Annotated in this window: 16 protein-coding genes, 1 pseudogene and 1 riboswitch; of the genes and pseudogenes, 6 read left to right on the forward strand and 11 right to left on the reverse strand. The window is 68.1% G+C overall.

The features are described 5' to 3' along the window. Positions 1–187: pyridoxal-phosphate dependent enzyme (locus tag AR540_RS21935; RefSeq protein WP_153014302.1), on the reverse strand; the 187-nt coding region annotated here is incomplete at its 3' end. A 263-nt stretch (positions 188–450) separates the two neighbouring features. Here AR540_RS21935 and AR540_RS21940 point away from each other — a divergent pair. The 4 genes and pseudogenes from AR540_RS21940 to AR540_RS26710 all read left to right on the forward strand — a co-directional run. Continuing rightward, on the forward strand, positions 451–693 hold the full coding sequence (locus AR540_RS21940; protein ID WP_059232123.1) for an exodeoxyribonuclease VII small subunit: 243 nt from the start codon (positions 451–453) through the stop codon (positions 691–693). Continuing rightward, entirely contained in the window at positions 690–1568 is an 879-nt protein-coding gene (locus tag AR540_RS21945) for a polyprenyl synthetase family protein (RefSeq protein WP_059232124.1), read from the forward strand. The genes AR540_RS21940 and AR540_RS21945 overlap by 4 nt, the downstream gene beginning before the upstream one ends. Before the next feature lie 150 nt (positions 1569–1718). Further along, positions 1719–3668: a 1-deoxy-D-xylulose-5-phosphate synthase gene (dxs, locus tag AR540_RS21950; protein WP_059232125.1), complete on the forward strand. Its 1950-nt coding sequence runs from the start codon at positions 1719–1721 to the stop codon at positions 3666–3668. Positions 3669–5439: 1771 nt separating this feature from the next. Next, a pseudogene (locus AR540_RS26710) lies at positions 5440–5952 on the forward strand (methyl-accepting chemotaxis protein); the annotation flags it as partial. Here the strand turns inward: AR540_RS26710 and ribA are convergent. The 10 genes from ribA to nrdR all read right to left on the reverse strand — a co-directional run bounded on the left by ribA (position 5953) and on the right by nrdR (position 13860). After that, the gene (gene ribA / locus AR540_RS21960) at positions 5953–6573 is read right to left on the reverse strand and encodes a GTP cyclohydrolase II (RefSeq protein ID WP_059232127.1); all 621 of its coding nucleotides are present in this window, start codon (positions 6571–6573) and stop codon (positions 5953–5955) included. 341 nt (positions 6574–6914) lie between these two features. Further along, positions 6915–7520 (reverse strand): retropepsin-like aspartic protease family protein, encoded by a 606-nt coding sequence (locus tag AR540_RS21965; RefSeq protein WP_236712113.1) that lies wholly within the window; start codon positions 7518–7520, stop codon positions 6915–6917. A gap of 53 nt (positions 7521–7573) precedes the next feature. Continuing rightward, complete coding sequence (locus AR540_RS21970; protein WP_059232129.1) at positions 7574–8083, reverse strand: phosphatidylglycerophosphatase A family protein; 510 nt, start codon at positions 8081–8083, stop codon at positions 7574–7576. Between the two features lie 22 nt (positions 8084–8105). Next, positions 8106–9062 carry a thiamine-phosphate kinase gene (thiL, locus tag AR540_RS21975; RefSeq protein ID WP_059232130.1) on the reverse strand — a complete coding sequence of 319 codons (957 nt, stop codon included), beginning with the start codon at positions 9060–9062 and terminating at the stop codon, positions 8106–8108. Positions 9063–9076: 14 nt separating this feature from the next. After that, positions 9077–9556: a transcription antitermination factor NusB gene (nusB, locus tag AR540_RS21980; protein WP_027599169.1), complete on the reverse strand. Its 480-nt coding sequence runs from the start codon at positions 9554–9556 to the stop codon at positions 9077–9079. A gap of 8 nt (positions 9557–9564) precedes the next feature. Further along, on the reverse strand, positions 9565–10041 hold the full coding sequence (gene ribH / locus AR540_RS21985; RefSeq protein ID WP_007161209.1) for a 6,7-dimethyl-8-ribityllumazine synthase: 477 nt from the start codon (positions 10039–10041) through the stop codon (positions 9565–9567). Between the two features lie 109 nt (positions 10042–10150). Further along, positions 10151–11239 (reverse strand): bifunctional 3,4-dihydroxy-2-butanone-4-phosphate synthase/GTP cyclohydrolase II, encoded by a 1089-nt coding sequence (gene ribBA, locus AR540_RS21990; protein ID WP_059232131.1) that lies wholly within the window; start codon positions 11237–11239, stop codon positions 10151–10153. A gap of 10 nt (positions 11240–11249) precedes the next feature. Then, entirely contained in the window at positions 11250–11912 is a 663-nt protein-coding gene (locus AR540_RS21995) for a riboflavin synthase (protein ID WP_059232132.1), read from the reverse strand. A gap of 141 nt (positions 11913–12053) precedes the next feature. Next, positions 12054–12212, reverse strand: a riboswitch (FMN riboswitch). 56 nt (positions 12213–12268) lie between these two features. Then, positions 12269–13393, reverse strand: coding sequence for a bifunctional diaminohydroxyphosphoribosylaminopyrimidine deaminase/5-amino-6-(5-phosphoribosylamino)uracil reductase RibD (gene ribD, locus AR540_RS22000; RefSeq protein ID WP_059232133.1), 1125 nt, complete (start codon positions 13391–13393; stop codon positions 12269–12271). Beyond that, a complete protein-coding gene (gene nrdR / locus AR540_RS22005; RefSeq protein ID WP_007161213.1) occupies positions 13390–13860 on the reverse strand; it encodes a transcriptional regulator NrdR in 471 nt (156 codons plus the stop codon). Before nrdR ends, ribD begins: the two co-directional genes overlap by 4 nt. 179 nt (positions 13861–14039) lie before the next feature. Here nrdR and AR540_RS22010 point away from each other — a divergent pair, with 179 nt between their 5' ends. Continuing rightward, positions 14040–14504, forward strand: a complete 465-nt coding sequence (locus AR540_RS22010) for a YbaY family lipoprotein (protein WP_059232134.1) — start codon at positions 14040–14042, stop codon at positions 14502–14504. Then, positions 14501–15148, forward strand: a complete 648-nt coding sequence (locus AR540_RS22015) for a class I SAM-dependent methyltransferase (protein WP_059232135.1) — start codon at positions 14501–14503, stop codon at positions 15146–15148. The genes AR540_RS22010 and AR540_RS22015 overlap by 4 nt, the downstream gene beginning before the upstream one ends. The last annotated feature ends 31 nt before the right edge of the window (positions 15149–15179 follow it).

Below are 15179 nucleotides of genomic sequence, written 5' to 3' on the forward strand. Positions count from 1 at the left end.
CACGGATCTTGAAGGAGAACACCGGCTGCAGGTCTTCGCGCTTGAGCAGCACCTGGCAGCCCAGCCGCTCGGACAGCGCCCGCGCCGGTTGCAGGGGCGTTTCGATCGCCACGTCGTAGACGGGGGCTTCGAGGATCTTGCGGGCATAGCGCTGCAAGAGATCGGTGGCGGGTTCCTGGACGGTCATGGCGGGCTCCTGGGGTGTTTCGTCGGGGCCCAGGAGTCAGAACGTACAAACCCGCCTCTTGGGCGGGTCTGGTTGCGCAGCTAACGCTGTCCCGCCATCAGGTAATGGCGGTAATAATGCTGGGGCGTAGGCGGCTGCGCGTGTTCATGAGCGCTACCCTAGGGCTTGGCCCGGCACGGCGTCAAGCGGCGCCGATGGCTGTGGCACAATGGCCAACCTGTTGCCCACTTCCCGCGACCCGATCGCCTCTGCCGAGAATCCCGATGGCCCGCAAGAAAGCTCCCGACTTCGAACAATCCCTGGCCGAACTGCAGATCCTGGTGGAGCGCCTGGAAAGCGGCGAGCTGTCCCTGGAAGACTCCCTCGGCGCCTTCGAACAGGGCATCCGCCTGACCCGCGAATGCCAGGGCGCCCTGGCCCAGGCCGAGCAGAAGGTGCAGATCCTGCTGGAGAAGGACGGCGAACTCAGCGCCGCCCCCTTCGCCCCCACCGAGGACGAGGCATGATCGAGGCCTACCAGCAACGCTGCCAGGCCCGCGTCGACAGCGCCCTCGCACCTCTCTTCGCAGCGCCGCGTCCGGAACTCGGTCGGCTTTACGAAGCCATGGCCTACAGCGTCATGGGCGGCGGCAAGCGGGTGCGACCGCTGCTGGTCTACGCCGCTTGCGAGGCGCTGGGCGGCGATCCGGCACGCGCCGATCAGGCGGCCTGCGCCGTGGAGCTGATCCACGCCTATTCCCTGGTGCATGACGACCTGCCGGCCATGGACGACGACGACCTGCGCCGCGGTCGGCCCACCACCCACAAGGCCTATGACGAGGCCTGCGCCATCCTTGCCGGCGACGGCCTGCAGACCCTCGCCTTCGAGACCCTGCTGGCGGCGCCCCAGGACGCCACGGTGCGGCTGGAGATGGTCGCGGTACTGGCCTGCGCCAGCGGCCCGGCGGGCATGGTCGGCGGCCAGGCCATCGACCTGGAGTCGGTGGGCCGGCGCATCGACCAGCCGGCACTGGAGACCATGCACCTGCACAAGACCGGCGCCCTGATCGCCGCCAGCGTGCAGCTCGGCGCCCTCGCCAGTGGCGCCGCCACCGCGGCCGATCGTGAGGCCCTGGCCCGCTACGCCCAGGCCATCGGCCTGGCCTTCCAGGTCTGGGACGACGTGCTCGACATCGAGAGCGACACTCAGACCCTGGGCAAGCGCCAGGGCGCCGATCTCGCCCGCGACAAACCGACCTACCCGGCGCTGCTCGGCCTGGACGCGGCCAAGGCCTATGCCCTGGAGCTGTGCGACATGGCGCTGACCGCCATCGCGCACCTGGGCGAACGCGCCGAACCCCTGCGTGCCCTGGCCCGCTACATTGTCGGGCGGCGCAGCTGAGCCGCTGCTCGCGGAAATCTTCGTGACCCGGGCCGCATTTGCCACCGGGTCCGTTGTCACAGGGGCATAACAAGACGCCCTGCCCGCTGTTGGGATGCCACGCGGGCATCGGGTAAACTGCCGAATTCTCTGCGCAAAGTGATCAGCCAGATGCCCAAGACGTTTCACGAGATTCCCCGCCAGCGTCCCGCGACGCCCCTGCTCGACCGCATCGACTCGCCGGTCCAGCTGCGCCAGCTCGGTGACGCCGAGCTGGAAGCCGTCGCCGACGAACTGCGCGCCTTTCTCCTGTGGACCGTGGGTCAGACCGGCGGTCACTTCGGCGCCGGCCTGGGCGTCATCGAACTGACCGTGGCCCTGCATTACGTCTTCGACACCCCGGAAGACCGGCTGGTGTGGGACGTCGGCCACCAGGCCTATCCGCACAAGATCCTCACCGGCCGTCGCGAAGGCATGGCCAGCCTGCGCCAGAAGGACGGCCTGGCCGCCTTCCCGCGCCGTAGCGAGAGTGAGTACGACACCTTTGGCGTCGGCCATTCCAGCACCTCCATCGGCGCGGCTCTGGGCATGGCCATCGCCGCCCAGCTGCAGGGCATCGAGCGCAAGTCGGTGGCGGTGATCGGCGATGGCGCCCTGACCGCGGGCATGGCCTTCGAGGCGCTCAACCACGCCTCGGACACCGGCGCCAACATGCTGGTGGTGCTCAACGACAACGACATGTCCATCTCGCGCAACGTCGGCGGCCTGTCCAACTACCTGGCGCGGCTGCTCTCCAGCCGCACCTACCAGCACCTGCGCGAGAACGGCAAGAAGGCCCTCTCCAAGCTGCCCGGCGCCTGGGAGATCGCCCGCCGCACCGAAGAAGCGGCCAAAGGAATGCTGGTCCCCGGCACCCTGTTCGAGGAGCTGGGCTGGAACTACATAGGCCCCATCGACGGCCACGACCTGCCGACCCTGGTCACCACCCTGCGCAATCTGCGCGATGCCAAGGGCCCGCAGTTCCTCCACGTCGTCACCCGCAAGGGCAAGGGCCTGTCCATCGCCGAGGCCGACCCCATCGGCTACCACGCCATCACCAAGCTGGAACCGCTGGACGCCAAGCCCAAGCGCCCAGGCGCGCCCAAGTACTCCAACATCTTCGGTGACTGGCTGTGCGACATGGCCGCCGCCGATGCCAAGCTGGTGGGCATCACCCCGGCGATGAAGGAAGGCTCCGACCTGATCCGCTTCGCCGAGCGCTTCCCCGAGCGCTACTTCGACGTGGCCATCGCCGAGCAGCACGCGGTGACCCTGGCCGCCGGCCTGGCCTGCGACGGCATGAAGCCGGTGGTGGCCATCTATTCCACCTTCCTGCAACGCGCCTACGATCAGCTGATCCACGACGTGGCGGTGCAGAACCTGGACGTGCTCTTCGCCATCGACCGCGCCGGTCTGGTGGGCGAAGACGGCCCGACCCACGCCGGCAGCTTCGACCTGGCCTACCTGCGCTGCATCCCCGGCATGGTGATCATGGCGCCCAGCGACGAAAACGAGCTGCGCCGCCTGCTGACCACCGGCTATCGTCACCAGGGCCCCGCCGCGGTGCGCTATCCACGCGGCAGCGGCCCCAACGCCGCCCTGGATCCGGGCCTGGAGCCCCTGCCCATCGGTAAAGGCGTGGTACGGCGCCAGAGCAGCCTGAAGAATGGCCCCAAGGTCGGCTTCCTGGTCTTCGGCGTGCAACTGGCCGAAGCCCTGCAGGTCGCCGAGCGCCTGGACGCCAGCGTGGCCGACATGAGATTCGTCAAGCCGCTGGACGAGGCCCTGATCCGCCAGTTCGCCGCCGACCACGACCTGCTGGTCACCGTCGAGGAGAACAGCGTCATGGGCGGCGCCGGCAGCGCGGTCAACGAATTCCTGCAGGCCAATGCCCTGGTCCTGCCGGTGCTCAATCTCGGCTTGCCGGACAGCTACATCGAACACGCCAAACCGGCCGAGATGCTGGCCGAGTGCGGTCTGGACACTGCCGGCATCGAGCGTGCGGTACGCGAGCGGATGGCGCTGCTGGACGCCACGCCAACCTCCGAGGCACCCCGCCTGGCCCGCGGCGCCTCGGCCTGAGCCAGGCGACCACGCCGCTGGTCCCGCCATCTCGCCGCCTCGTCCAACCCCCTCTAGCTCGGGGTTCAAGCCTCGCTCATGCTAGCCGATAAGGCGTTATCCCTATCGGCTGCAAGGACTTGGCTTCATGAGCGACATGGAATTGAGCGGCCAAGAGCGCCGCTGGCTGCCCTGGCTGGGCCGCAATGGCAAGTTCGCCCGCGGTTGGGCCTGTCTGCGTAACGGGGGTCGCCAGGCACGCCTGGGAAAGACCTTCACCGGCCTGGCCAATACCCGGCGAGACCTGCTGCTGTCCTGGACGCAAAGGCACTGGCAGCAGTTGCAACGTGTCGCCGCCGTGCTCGAAGCCGATTGGCCGAATCTCGATTCGCGTAGCCTGGACGAATCCCTGGCGCATCTCTCCAGTGCCTCGGAGCTCTTCGTGGTCGATGCCCAGGGCCTGATCCTCGCCTCCACCGCACGCCAGCGCCAGGGTAGCCGGCACGACGGCCAGGCACTCGCCCGCGGCCTGCAGGGGCCCTTCCTGCAAGGCCCCTACCGCGATCCGGTCACCCAGGCCCTGGGGCCGACCACCTCGGCCTTCCATGATGCCGTCACCCTCATGTTCCACCAGCCACTGCGCCAGGCGGGCCGGCCGCTGGGCTGCCTCTGCCTGCGCCTGCCCAACGACGTGCTCAGCGATCTCATCCAGCGTGAGGCGGGCCACGTCTTCCCGGACTCCGGCGACAACTATCTGTTCATGATCAAGGCCGTCGCCGATCCCAGCATCGCCGCGGGAACGGCACTGTCGCGCTCGCGCTTCGAAGACGCCACCTTCACCGCCGGTGACAACCTCAAGCAGGGGGTGGCGACGCCCTTCGGCACGGTCCGGGTGCGCGAACACACCGAATTCGAACTGAAATTCACCGCGCCGGCGACCAAGGAGCTGCATCCCGGGGTACGCGAGACCATCCGCAAGGGCCGCAACCTCTTCGTCGCCTATCCCGGCTACTCCGACTACCGCCACGTCCCGGTGATAGGGGCCGGCCTCACCCTGCAACTACCGGGTTCGCCGGACACCTGGGGCCTGCTGTGCGAGGCCGATCTGGAAGAGGCCTATCGCGGCGGCAGCCTGACCCAGCACCTGCTGCTCGGCGCCCTGCTGCTGGCGGGCGGTGCCTGGGGCCTGCAGGCCGCCCTGAGCCTCTGGCAACCGGCCTGGCAGGGCGCCTTCGCCCTGGGTAGTGCAGGCCTCGCCGCCCTGCTCTACGGCACCCTGGTGGTGGCGCCCTGCACCCGCCGCCTGCGCAGGATCTGCGACTTCTTCCTGGACATCGCCGAATGCGGCGGCAGTCTCGAACAACGGCTGGATCGGCAAGGCTTCCGCGCTGACGAAGCCGGCGAACTGGCGACCTGGATCAACAGCTTCGTCGACCGACTGGACAATTCGCTGCAGACCGTCAAGCACGTCACCCAGACCCTCGGCAAGGACGCCGAAGGCCTCCAACGCGGTGCCCAGCACGCCAGCCAGGAGGCCGAGCAACAGCGCCAGGCGGCGGAGGCCAATGCCCAGGCCATGCAGCTCATGCTGCAGGGCAGTCAGGAAATGGCCGCCCACGTTCGCGACAGCAGCGGCCTGTCACAGCGTGCGCGCTGTGGCAGCGACAACGGCAATCTGCTGGTGAGCCAGGTGGCCCGTGACCTGGAGACCCTCGACGGCACCATAGGCACGTCCGCCGGGACCATCAGCGCGCTGAACGAGCAGACCCATGCCGTACGGCATGTCACCGATACCATTCGTGGCATCGCCGAGCAGACCAACCTGCTGGCGCTCAACGCCGCCATCGAGGCGGCCCGCGCCGGTGACCAGGGGCGAGGCTTCGCCGTGGTGGCCGACGAGGTGCGCCGCCTCGCCAATCACTCGGCGGACTCGACTCGGGAGATCGCCAGCATTCTCGACCAGATCCGCGCCCTGTCGGAACAGGCGGTGGCCGCCATGCAGCGCTGCAAGGAAGACGCCCAGACCTCGCGCACCCGCTCGGACCAGGCCCAGGAAGCGCTCGGCGCCATCGACCGCGATGTCGGCCTGCTGCAGGAGCACCTGACCCAGATCAGCCATACCCTGGACAGCCTGGATGCCAGCGGCAGCCAGTTGCAGGTACGGACCGAAGCCAGTCTGGACCAGGCCCGGCGCAGCGCCGACCTGGCCCAGGCCACCCTCGGCGCCAGCCGCAACGTGGATCAGCAGGTACTGGAATTGCAAGAAGCCGCGCAGCGCCTGGAGCCGGCGCGCACGACCGGTTGATCAGGACTCGGCGGTCTCTTCGTTCTGATGCAGATTGCCGAGCATATGGCCGAGCTTGCCGGCCTTGGTCAGTAGATAACGCCGGTTGTGCGGATTGAGACCTTCCTGCAGCGGTACTCGCTCCGCCACCGGAATGCCCAGGGCCTCCAGCGCCTTGACCTTGCGCGGATTGTTGGTCATCAGCCGCAGCGAATTGATGCCGAGGTGCTCGAGCATCGGCTGGCACAGGGCGTAGGTGCGCTGATCGGCGCCGAAGCCCAGGCGTTCGTTGGCCTCCACCGTATCGGCCCCGGCGTCCTGCAGCTCGTAGGCGCGGATCTTGTTGAGCAGGCCGATGCCCCGCCCTTCCTGGCGCAGGTAGAGCAGCACCCCACGTCCGGCTTCGGCGATGGCGCGCAACGCCGCCTCCAGCTGGAAGCCGCAATCGCATCTCAGGCTGAACAGGGCGTCGCCGGTCAGGCATTCGGAATGCAGGCGGCCCAGCACCGGCTCGCCATCGGCCACGTCACCGAAGGTCAGGGCGACATGTTCCTTGCCATCGGTCTCGTCGAGGAAACCGTGCATGGTGAACAGGCCGAAGGGGGTGGGCAGTTGGGAGGCGGCGACAAAGACGACGGACACCTGCGGGCTCCTGGCGGGGAAAGACGTACATTGTAACCTTTTCCCCCGGCCCGGCGTCATCGCCTGGGGTTATGACGATGACACGTCGCGATCTATCAGAGCCTGTTCAAAACCTCGCGAGCTAGAGCCAAGCAAGGCGCAACGACCAACGGGAGTAACAGCCAACGGCTGGCCCGTAGGGTGAGCGCCAGCGAATCAAATGGCTGAGGAAGCGGATCGGACCCGCGCTCGGGTTTACGAGTGGTAAATGAGCATTGCGACGGGGCCGCCTAGGCCGGGCTGGCGACCCAGGCCCTTTTCAACGCAGCTTGGCCGACGCGCAGCAGATTTTGAACAGGCTCTCAGCGCGCCTGGACATAGAAGATACCCTGGGCCTCGCGCCAGCCGACCCGATTGAGGAAGCTCATGCCCAGCAGGCCCTGGCTGGGATAGTCGCCCTCCAGCACCATGGCTTCCACGCCCAGTACCTCGATATCGCCCAGGCGGACCTGGTTGAGGGTGGTGCGCCAGGCGCGGGCATGACCACTGGCGGTCTCCACCCAGCCCGGGGTGCCGTCACGGTACTTGATGCCCAGTTGGTCGGCCTGGGCAGCGCTAAGGGCGACGCTGGTGGCACCGGTATCCACCAGCAGGGCCAGCGAGCGACCATTGATGCTGGCATTGACCTGGTAATGACCGTTGTTGCTGCGCGGCACGCTGAATTCGCGGCGCTGGGGCGCGCTATAGCCGTCGCTGTATTCGCGGTCGAGGGTAAAGGTCTGGGTCCGGCCGTCGATGCGCAGCACCGCCTGCTGGGAATCCGCGCTGACCACCTCGACGTCGTCGAGACGTTGTCCGACCTTGAGCAGCTTGCGCTGGCCATTGACGTTGACCACCGCCGCGCCATTGAACAACCCCACGACCCTCACCTGGGGCTGCGCCCAGGCGAACGTACTGACGGCCAGCATGAGGCCGCAGGTACCGAGTCTTTTCACGCCCTGCTCCTTGGGCCCGTGTCCCGTCAGCCGACGAGATGACCCCAACCGAGATGTAGTCCCTGAACCACCAGCCAGGCGAGGATGCCGGCCAGCACATCGTCGACCATGATGCCGACACCGCCGCGGACATTGACATCCAGCCAGCGGATTGGCCAGGGCTTGCAGATGTCTAGTACGCGGAAGGCGACGAAACCCACCAGCAGCCAGATCAACCCCGGTGGCGCCAGCCAGAAGGTGATCCAGATGCCGACCATCTCGTCCCAGACGATGCCCTCGTGGTCGTGCACACCCAGTTCGCGGGCGACCTTGCCGCATAGCCAGCAGCCGAACAGGGTGAGAGCCACCAGCAACAGCGGATAGCTCCAGCCGGTGAGCAGGTGCCACAGCGGTACGAAGGGCAAGGCGATCAGCGAACCCCAGGTACCGGGCGCCCTGGGCAGGGTACCGGAGCCGAGGCCGAAGGCCAGGAAGTGCCAGGGATCGCGCCAGACCGACAAGGGGGCCGGCTGGGCGGGGGCTTGGTGTTCGCTCAAGGAAGGACTCCGCGCCAGGGCGCTAGAAATGTTGGAAACCGGTGTGTATCGGGGTCAGCGGCTGACCGTCGGCAGCGAGCACCGTGACGCCACTGCCCGCCTCGACCCGGCCGATCACCCGCGCCTCGGGCCAGGCGGCGGCCAGGGCCGGCGCCTGCTCCGCTGGCAGGGTGAAGACCAGCAGATAGTCATCACCCGCGCCCAGGGCCAGGCGCAGCATCTCGTCTACCGGAAACAGCTCGGCCAGTGCCGGACTCACCGGCAGCCGGGCCGTCTCCACCACCAGCCGTACTCCGGAGGCCACGGCGATATGGCCGCAATCGGCCACCAGGCCATCGGAGACGTCCTGGGCCGCCGTCGCCCGTCCCCGCAGCCAGAGGCCCAGCGCGAATTGCGGCTGGGGCGCCCAGTAGCGTGCCAGCAGGTGCCGACTGGCGTCGCCCTCCGGCGCGCGCTGACCGAGGACGAAGGGCAAGGCCCCGCCCGCCTCGCCAGGCGCACCGCCCAGGCACAGCAGATCGCCCGGACGGGCACCACTGCGTAGCAACGCCTGACCGGCCGGCACCTGGCCGAAGACCGTGAGGGTAAGGGACAGTGGGCCGCGGGTGGTGTCACCGCCGACCAGGCGTAGCTCGCACTGCTCGGCCATCTGCGCGAGTCCCGCCGCCAGGCCTTCCAGCCACGTCGGCTCGACGGCCGGCAGGGTCAGCGCCAGGGTGAAGCCCAGGGGCGCGGCGCCCATGGCGGCCAGGTCGCTGGCGCTCACCGCCAGGGCACGCTGGCCGAGGCCGAAGGCATCCGGGCAGGGATCGGGGAAATGCACCCCGGCGGTCAGGGTATCGGTGGACACCGCCAGTTGCTCACCCGGAGCAGGTGCCAGCAGGGCGCAGTCGTCCCCGATGCCCAGGGCCACGCCGGGTCCGCCACGGGCGCAGGGCGCCGTGGCGAAATAGCGACGGATGAGCTCGAATTCACCCATGCCGACGCGAGGTATCAGCGCTTGCCGCGCAACTCGGCGCTGCGCAGCTTGGGCGCCAGCTTGTCCAGCACGCCGTTGACGAACTTGTGGCCGTCGGTGGCGCCGAAGATCTTGGCCAGCTCGATGCCCTCGTTGATCACCACGCGATAGGGCACGTCGATGCGCTTGAGCAGCTCGTAGCAGGACAATCGCAGCACGGCGAGCTCGACCGGGTCGACCTCGTCCATGGCACGGTCCAGGCAGGGCAGGATCAGCCCGTCGATCTCGCCCTTGTTGGCCGGGACGCCATGGAGGATTTCATGGAAATAGGCGCCGTCGACCTTGGCGAAATCGTTGTCGACGCGAAACTGCGCCTCGATCTCGTTGATCGCCTGGCCCGCCATGTGCCACTGGTACAGGGCCTGTACCGATAGGCTGCGTGCTTCGCGCCGCGCCGCCAACTTGCCGGTGGGGGCCTTCTTGCCTGCGGGCTTGCCTGCCGCGGGCGGAGTCAGATCGCCGCTCACTTGGCCTCCAACTGCGCCAGCAGGCTGACCATTTCCAGCGCGGACAGGGCGGCTTCGGCGCCCTTGTTGCCGGCCTTGGTGCCGGAGCGCTCGATGGCCTGCTCGATGGAGTCGACGGTCAGGACGCCGAAGGACACCGGTACGCCGAATTCCATGGAGACCTGAGCCAGGCCCTTGGTGCACTCGCCGGCCACGTATTCGAAGTGGGGGGTACCGCCGCGGATCACCGCGCCGAGGGCGATGATGGCGTCGAATTCGTCGCGCTGGGCGATCTTCTGCACGGCCAGCGGAATCTCGAAGGCGCCGGGAACGCGGATGATGGTCAGGTCGTCCGGCTTGATGCCGTGACGCACCAGCGCGTCGATGGCGCCTTGCAGCAGGCTCTCGACGACGAAGCTGTTGAAACGGCCGACCACCAGGGCGAAGCGGCCCTGGGGAGCGATGAAGGTACCTTCAAAGGTCTTGATATTCATGTGCGGGTCCAGTTGTCAAAGAGCCGGACGGCCGGCAATGCCAGGCCGTCCGTGGAAATCCAGGTGAAGCGCGCCACACCACCCGGGCGAGGCGCGCCAGGCGGAAGGGTCATTCTTCAGGAGGCAGATATTCTACTACTTCCAGGTCGAAGCCGGATATGGCGTTGAACTTCATCGGCGAGCTGAGCAGGCGCATCTGACGAATGCCCAGGTCGCGCAGGATCTGCGAACCGGCGCCGACGGTGCTATAGGTGGACAGCGCCTTGGGCACCGGCAGCGGCTCCCGCAGGTGCGCCAGTAGGTCGTCGCCTTCCAGGGAGTGACCGAGCAAGAGCACCACGCCGGCGCCTTCGCGGGCCACGCGCTCCATGGCGCCACGCAGGCTCCAACGGCCCGGCTGATGGACCTGCAGCAGGTCGCGCAGCGGGTCCATGTTGTGCACCCGCACCAGCGGCAACTCCTGGCTATCGAGGTCGCCACGAATCAGCGCCAGGTGGACGTCACGCTCCACCTCGTCGCGGTAGGTCACCAGCTTGAAGGAGCCGAGTTCGGTCTCAAGCTGTTGCTCGTCGATGCGCTTGACGGTGTGCTCGTGGAGCAGGCGGTAGTGGATGAGGTCGGCGATGGTGCCGACCTTGAGGCCGTGCTGCTCGGCGAAGGCTTCGAGTTCGTCGCGACGGGCCATGGTGCCGTCGTCGTTCATCACCTCGCAGATCACCCCGCTCTCGGCGAAACCGGCCATGCGCGCCAGGTCGCAGGCGGCCTCGGTATGGCCGGCACGGGCCAGCACGCCACCGGGCTGGGCCATCAGCGGGAACATGTGGCCGGGGCTGACCACGTCGCCGGGCTTGGCGTCCTTGGCGATGGCCGCCTGCACGGTACGCGCGCGGTCGGCGGCGGAGATGCCGGTGCTGATGCCCTCGGCGGCCTCGATGGAGACGGTGAACTTGGTGCCGAAGCCGGAGGCGTTGCGGCTGGCCATCATCGGCAGGTTGAGCCGCTCGCAGAGGCTCTTGCTCATGGGCATGCAGATCAGGCCACGGGCATGGCGGGCCATGAAGTTGATGTGTTCGGCGGTGACGCATTCGGAGGCGATGATGATGTCGCCTTCGTTCTCGCGGTCCTCGTCGTCCATGAGGATGACCATCTTGCCCGCGCGGATGTCCTGGATGATGTCTTCGATGCTGGAAAGTGCCACGGTGTCGTCCTTAGCGCTGCAGATAGCCGTGTTCGGCGAGGAAGTGTTCGGTGAGCCCGCCCTTGGCGGATTCGGCGGCCTTGTCACCCAGCAGCAGGCGCTCCAGATAGCGGGCCAGCAGGTCCACCTCCAGGTTCACCCGGCGCCCGGGGCGGTAGTCGGCCATGATGGTCTCGCCAAGGGTATGGGGGACGATGGTCAGCTCGAATTCGGCGCCGTCCACCGCGTTAACCGTGAGGCTGACGCCATCCACGGTAATGGAGCCCTTGAGCGCGATGTAGCGCGCCAATTCAGCCGGGGCGCGCAGGCGGAACTGCACCGCCCGGGCGTTATCGGCACGGGACACCACTTCGCCGAGACCGTCCACGTGGCCGCTGACCAGATGGCCGCCGAGGCGACTGGTGGGCATCAGCGCCTTTTCCAGGTTGACCTTGCTGCCGGGCTTGAGGCCGCCCAGGCTGGTGAGGCTCAGGGTTTCGCGACTGACGTCGGCCCAGAAGCCGTCACCGGGCAGCTCGACGGCGGTGAGGCAGACCCCGTTGACGGCGATGCTGTCGCCGAGCTTGACGTCGGCAAGGTCGAGCTTGCCAGTGGCGACATAGAGGCGTACGTCCCCACCCTTGGGCGTAAGGGCGCGGATCTCGCCGAGGGCTTCGATGATTCCGGTGAACATCAGCTCAGGCCTCCACGAGGCGGAGCCGAAAAGGCAGTGCAGATCGACATCGACGAACTCCTGTTTCGGTGAAAAAACAGGGCGTACGGACAGAAGGGAAATCAGACGGACAGAGGCTTGCACCCCTGCCAGGTGAGGCTATCCCGTTCTCTCTCATCCGGACTATGACCGTCGGCCCCGGAATCCAACCGGGTCTGCTGACCTCCCCCGCCGCAGAGGGCGAAGGAGCGCTCGCGGGCTCGTCCCGACTGATCGGGCGTTACCGCCGGTGGGGAATTACACCCCGCCCTGAGAACTCGCCACCCGAAGGCAGCGCAGGTTTTGTAACACAGTTCGCAGGCGGGGGGCCAGGGGCCTCAGGTGTCGCGGACAGGCCGCGCGATGAGGTGTAGATCCGCGCCTACGGCCGTGGCGCTGAGGATCGTGAGCTGTGGCGCCTCGGCCAGGTGCTCGAGCGACCAGTCCAGCAGCGGTCGGGCGCTGGAGCCGAGGAACCTGGGCGCGAGGAACAGGTGATACTCGTCGACCAGCCCGGCCTGGGCGAAGGCACCGGCCAGACGCGGGCCGGCTTCCACCAGGACGTCATTGACCTGCTCCGAACCCAGGCGGGTCAGCAAGGCCGCCAGGTCGACCTGACCGTTGGCACCCGGCAGTGCCAGGTAGTCGTGACCGGCAAGCGCATAGGCCGGCGCTTCGGCGGCCATACCGGCGACCCGCGCCGCGCCAGCCTGGAAGAAGGGCGCCGTGAGCGGCACCCGGCCGCGGCCATCGACCAGCAGACGCTGCGGCGTACGCAGGGTGGCCAGCTCCAGGTCGTCGCCGGTCAGGCCCAACTCACTCTGCCGAACAGTGAGGCGCGCGCCGTCGGCCAGCACGGTATCGGCGCCGGTGATCACCACGCCCGCCTCGGCACGCAGTCGCTGGACGCTCTGGCGCGCCACCGGACCGGTGATCCACTGGCTTTCGCCATTGGCCATGGCGGTCCGGCCATCCAGACTCAGCGCCAGCTTGACCCGCACGAAGGGCCGCCCGGTGAGCATGCGCTGGATGAATCCGGCATTGAGGGCTCGCGCCTCGGCCTCCAGCACCCCGGCGCGGGTGGCGATGCCGGCGGCGGCGAGACGCGCGAGGCCACGGCCGGCCACCAGCGGATTGGGATCGGTCATGGCCGCCACCACCTCGGCCACGCCAGCCGCGACCAGGGCATCGGCGCAGGGCGGGGTACGGCCATGGTGGCTGCAGGGTTCCAGGGTCACATAGGCAGTGGCGCCGCGTGCGGCCTGCCCGGCCTGGCGCAGGGCATGCACCTCGGCATGGGGTTCGCCGGCCAGGCGATGCCAACCCTCGCCCACTACCTGGCCAGCGCGGACGATCACGCAGCCCACCCGCGGATTGGGCGCCGTGCTGTAGCGGCCGAGGGCCGCCAGCGCCAGGGCGCGGGCCATCCAGAATTCGTCACTCATCCCGTTGGCGACGCTCATACCGGCTGCTTGCCCGGGTCCTGGGCCAGGCGCTCGATCTCGTCGCGGAATTCGGCCAGATCCTGGAATTGCCGATAGACCGAGGCGAAGCGGATGTAGGCCACCTGGTCGAGCTTGCGCAGCTCGTCCATCACCAGCTCGCCCACCACCCGTGAACGGATCTCCCGCTCGCCGGTGGCGCGCAGCCGATGCTTGATCAGGGCGATGGCCTCTTCCAGGCGCTCCACGCTCACCGGCCGCTTCTCCAGCGCACGCTGCATACCGGCGCGCAACTTGTCCTCGTCGAAGGGCTGGCGAGTGCCGTCCTGCTTGATCAGCCGCGGCAACACCAGTTCAGCGGTCTCGAAGGTGGTGAAGCGCTCCTGGCAGGCCAGACACTCGCGCCGCCTACGCACCTGCTCGCCGGCCGCAACCAGCCGGGAATCGGTGACCTTGGTGTCGTGGGCGCCGCAGAAGGGACAATGCATGGGAGAGTCGATCGCTGGAAGGGAAAGCCCTCATGGTACCCGATCACTCCTTGCCGGGAACCTCCGGGTGCCGGACGAATCGACAGCCAGGGGCCGCCGAGCTATAAGAACGCCCTGTGTTCGACGACCTCCCCAGCCTCCCGTGCAGCCCTCGCCGGCCGCGACCTCCGGATCCTGCCATGACCCCACGCGTCCTCCTGCCCTTGCTGTTCACCGGTCTGCTCGCGGCCTGCTCCAGCCCACCCGAAGCTACCCCGCCGCAGCCCACCACCCCGGCCGACGAGCCGGTTCCGGTGGCGGGCGCTCCCACCCCGGCCAATCTGCGCGAGATCTCCGGTGTACTGCGCAACGCCCAGGGGCTGGTCCCGGCCGGCGCCCAGGTGGAGATCGCCCTGCTGGCAGTCAACGCCAAGGGCCTGCCGCAACGCCTGCTGGCCAGCGAGACGGTGACCGGCAAGGGCGCGCCCCTGGCGTTCCGCCTGCCCTTCAACCCCGAGATCTTCCCCTCCCGCCCGGATCTCAAGGTGGAATTTCACGCCCGCCTGATCCAGGCTGGTCAGTTGGCCAGCTATTTGCCGCCGGTGAGTGTGGGGGGGCCCACCACGCAGAACCTCGGCGAACTGGTGCTTAACCAGACTCCGTGACGCCGCCCGCCGATCTCGCCGCCGCCCTAGCGACACTGCTCGGCGACGCCCAGCTCAGGCTGCAGGCCCTGCCCGACAGCGACCTGTCGCTGTGGCTGATCGACCCGGCCAACATGGCTCGAGCCTTCTCTCCCGCAGAAACCCAGCGCCTGTTGGAGGCACCGCCCTACTGGTGCTTCTGCTGGGCCAGCGGCCTGGCCCTGGCGCAGTGGATTGCCGCCAACCCCGACTCGGTCGCCGAGCGCCAGGTGCTGGATTTCGGCAGTGGCTCGGGCGTCGCCGGTCTGGCCGCCGCCCGGGCCGGGGCAGCCCGGGTGGTCTGCTGCGACCTCGATCCGCTGGCATTGAAAGCCTGCCGCGCCAATGCCCAGGCCAACGCGATGCAGATCGAGACGCTGGACGATCTGCATGCCAGCACCGAGCGCTTCGATCTCATCCTGGCCGCCGATGTCCTTTACGACCGTGCCAACCTGCCACTGCTGGACCTCCTGCAAGCTCGCGCCAAGACGACATTGCTGGCCGATTCGCGGATACGGGACCTCGCCCACCCTCGCTTCACCCGGATCGCCATGCTCCAGGTCTGCACCCTGCCGGATCTGGCCGAGCCGGACGAATTCCGCCGCGTGGCGCTCTACCAGGGCTGAACCGGCCTGCCTTGTTTCCAAGCTCGGCGCC

Origin of the sequence: Pseudomonas sp. EpS/L25 (assembly GCF_001512295.1) — a bacterium.
GTDB lineage: Bacteria > Pseudomonadota > Gammaproteobacteria > Pseudomonadales > Pseudomonadaceae > Chryseomonas.

Coding starts and splice junctions, on each gene's coding strand:
- AR540_RS22010 (WP_059232134.1), top strand. CDS start 14,040: ATGACCCCACGCGTCCTCCTGCCCTTGCTGTTCACCGGTCTGCTCGCG.
- nrdR (WP_007161213.1), bottom strand. CDS start 13,860: ATGCATTGTCCCTTCTGCGGCGCCCACGACACCAAGGTCACCGATTCC.
- AR540_RS21940 (WP_059232123.1), top strand. CDS start 451: ATGGCCCGCAAGAAAGCTCCCGACTTCGAACAATCCCTGGCCGAACTG.
- ribH (WP_007161209.1), bottom strand. CDS start 10,041: ATGAATATCAAGACCTTTGAAGGTACCTTCATCGCTCCCCAGGGCCGC.
- AR540_RS21995 (WP_059232132.1), bottom strand. CDS start 11,912: ATGTTCACCGGAATCATCGAAGCCCTCGGCGAGATCCGCGCCCTTACG.
- ribD (WP_059232133.1), bottom strand. CDS start 13,393: ATGAGCGTCGCCAACGGGATGAGTGACGAATTCTGGATGGCCCGCGCC.
- thiL (WP_059232130.1), bottom strand. CDS start 9,062: ATGGGTGAATTCGAGCTCATCCGTCGCTATTTCGCCACGGCGCCCTGC.
- AR540_RS21945 (WP_059232124.1), top strand. CDS start 690: ATGATCGAGGCCTACCAGCAACGCTGCCAGGCCCGCGTCGACAGCGCC.
- dxs (WP_059232125.1), top strand. CDS start 1,719: ATGCCCAAGACGTTTCACGAGATTCCCCGCCAGCGTCCCGCGACGCCC.
- AR540_RS21965 (WP_236712113.1), bottom strand. CDS start 7,520: ATGCTGGCCGTCAGTACGTTCGCCTGGGCGCAGCCCCAGGTGAGGGTC.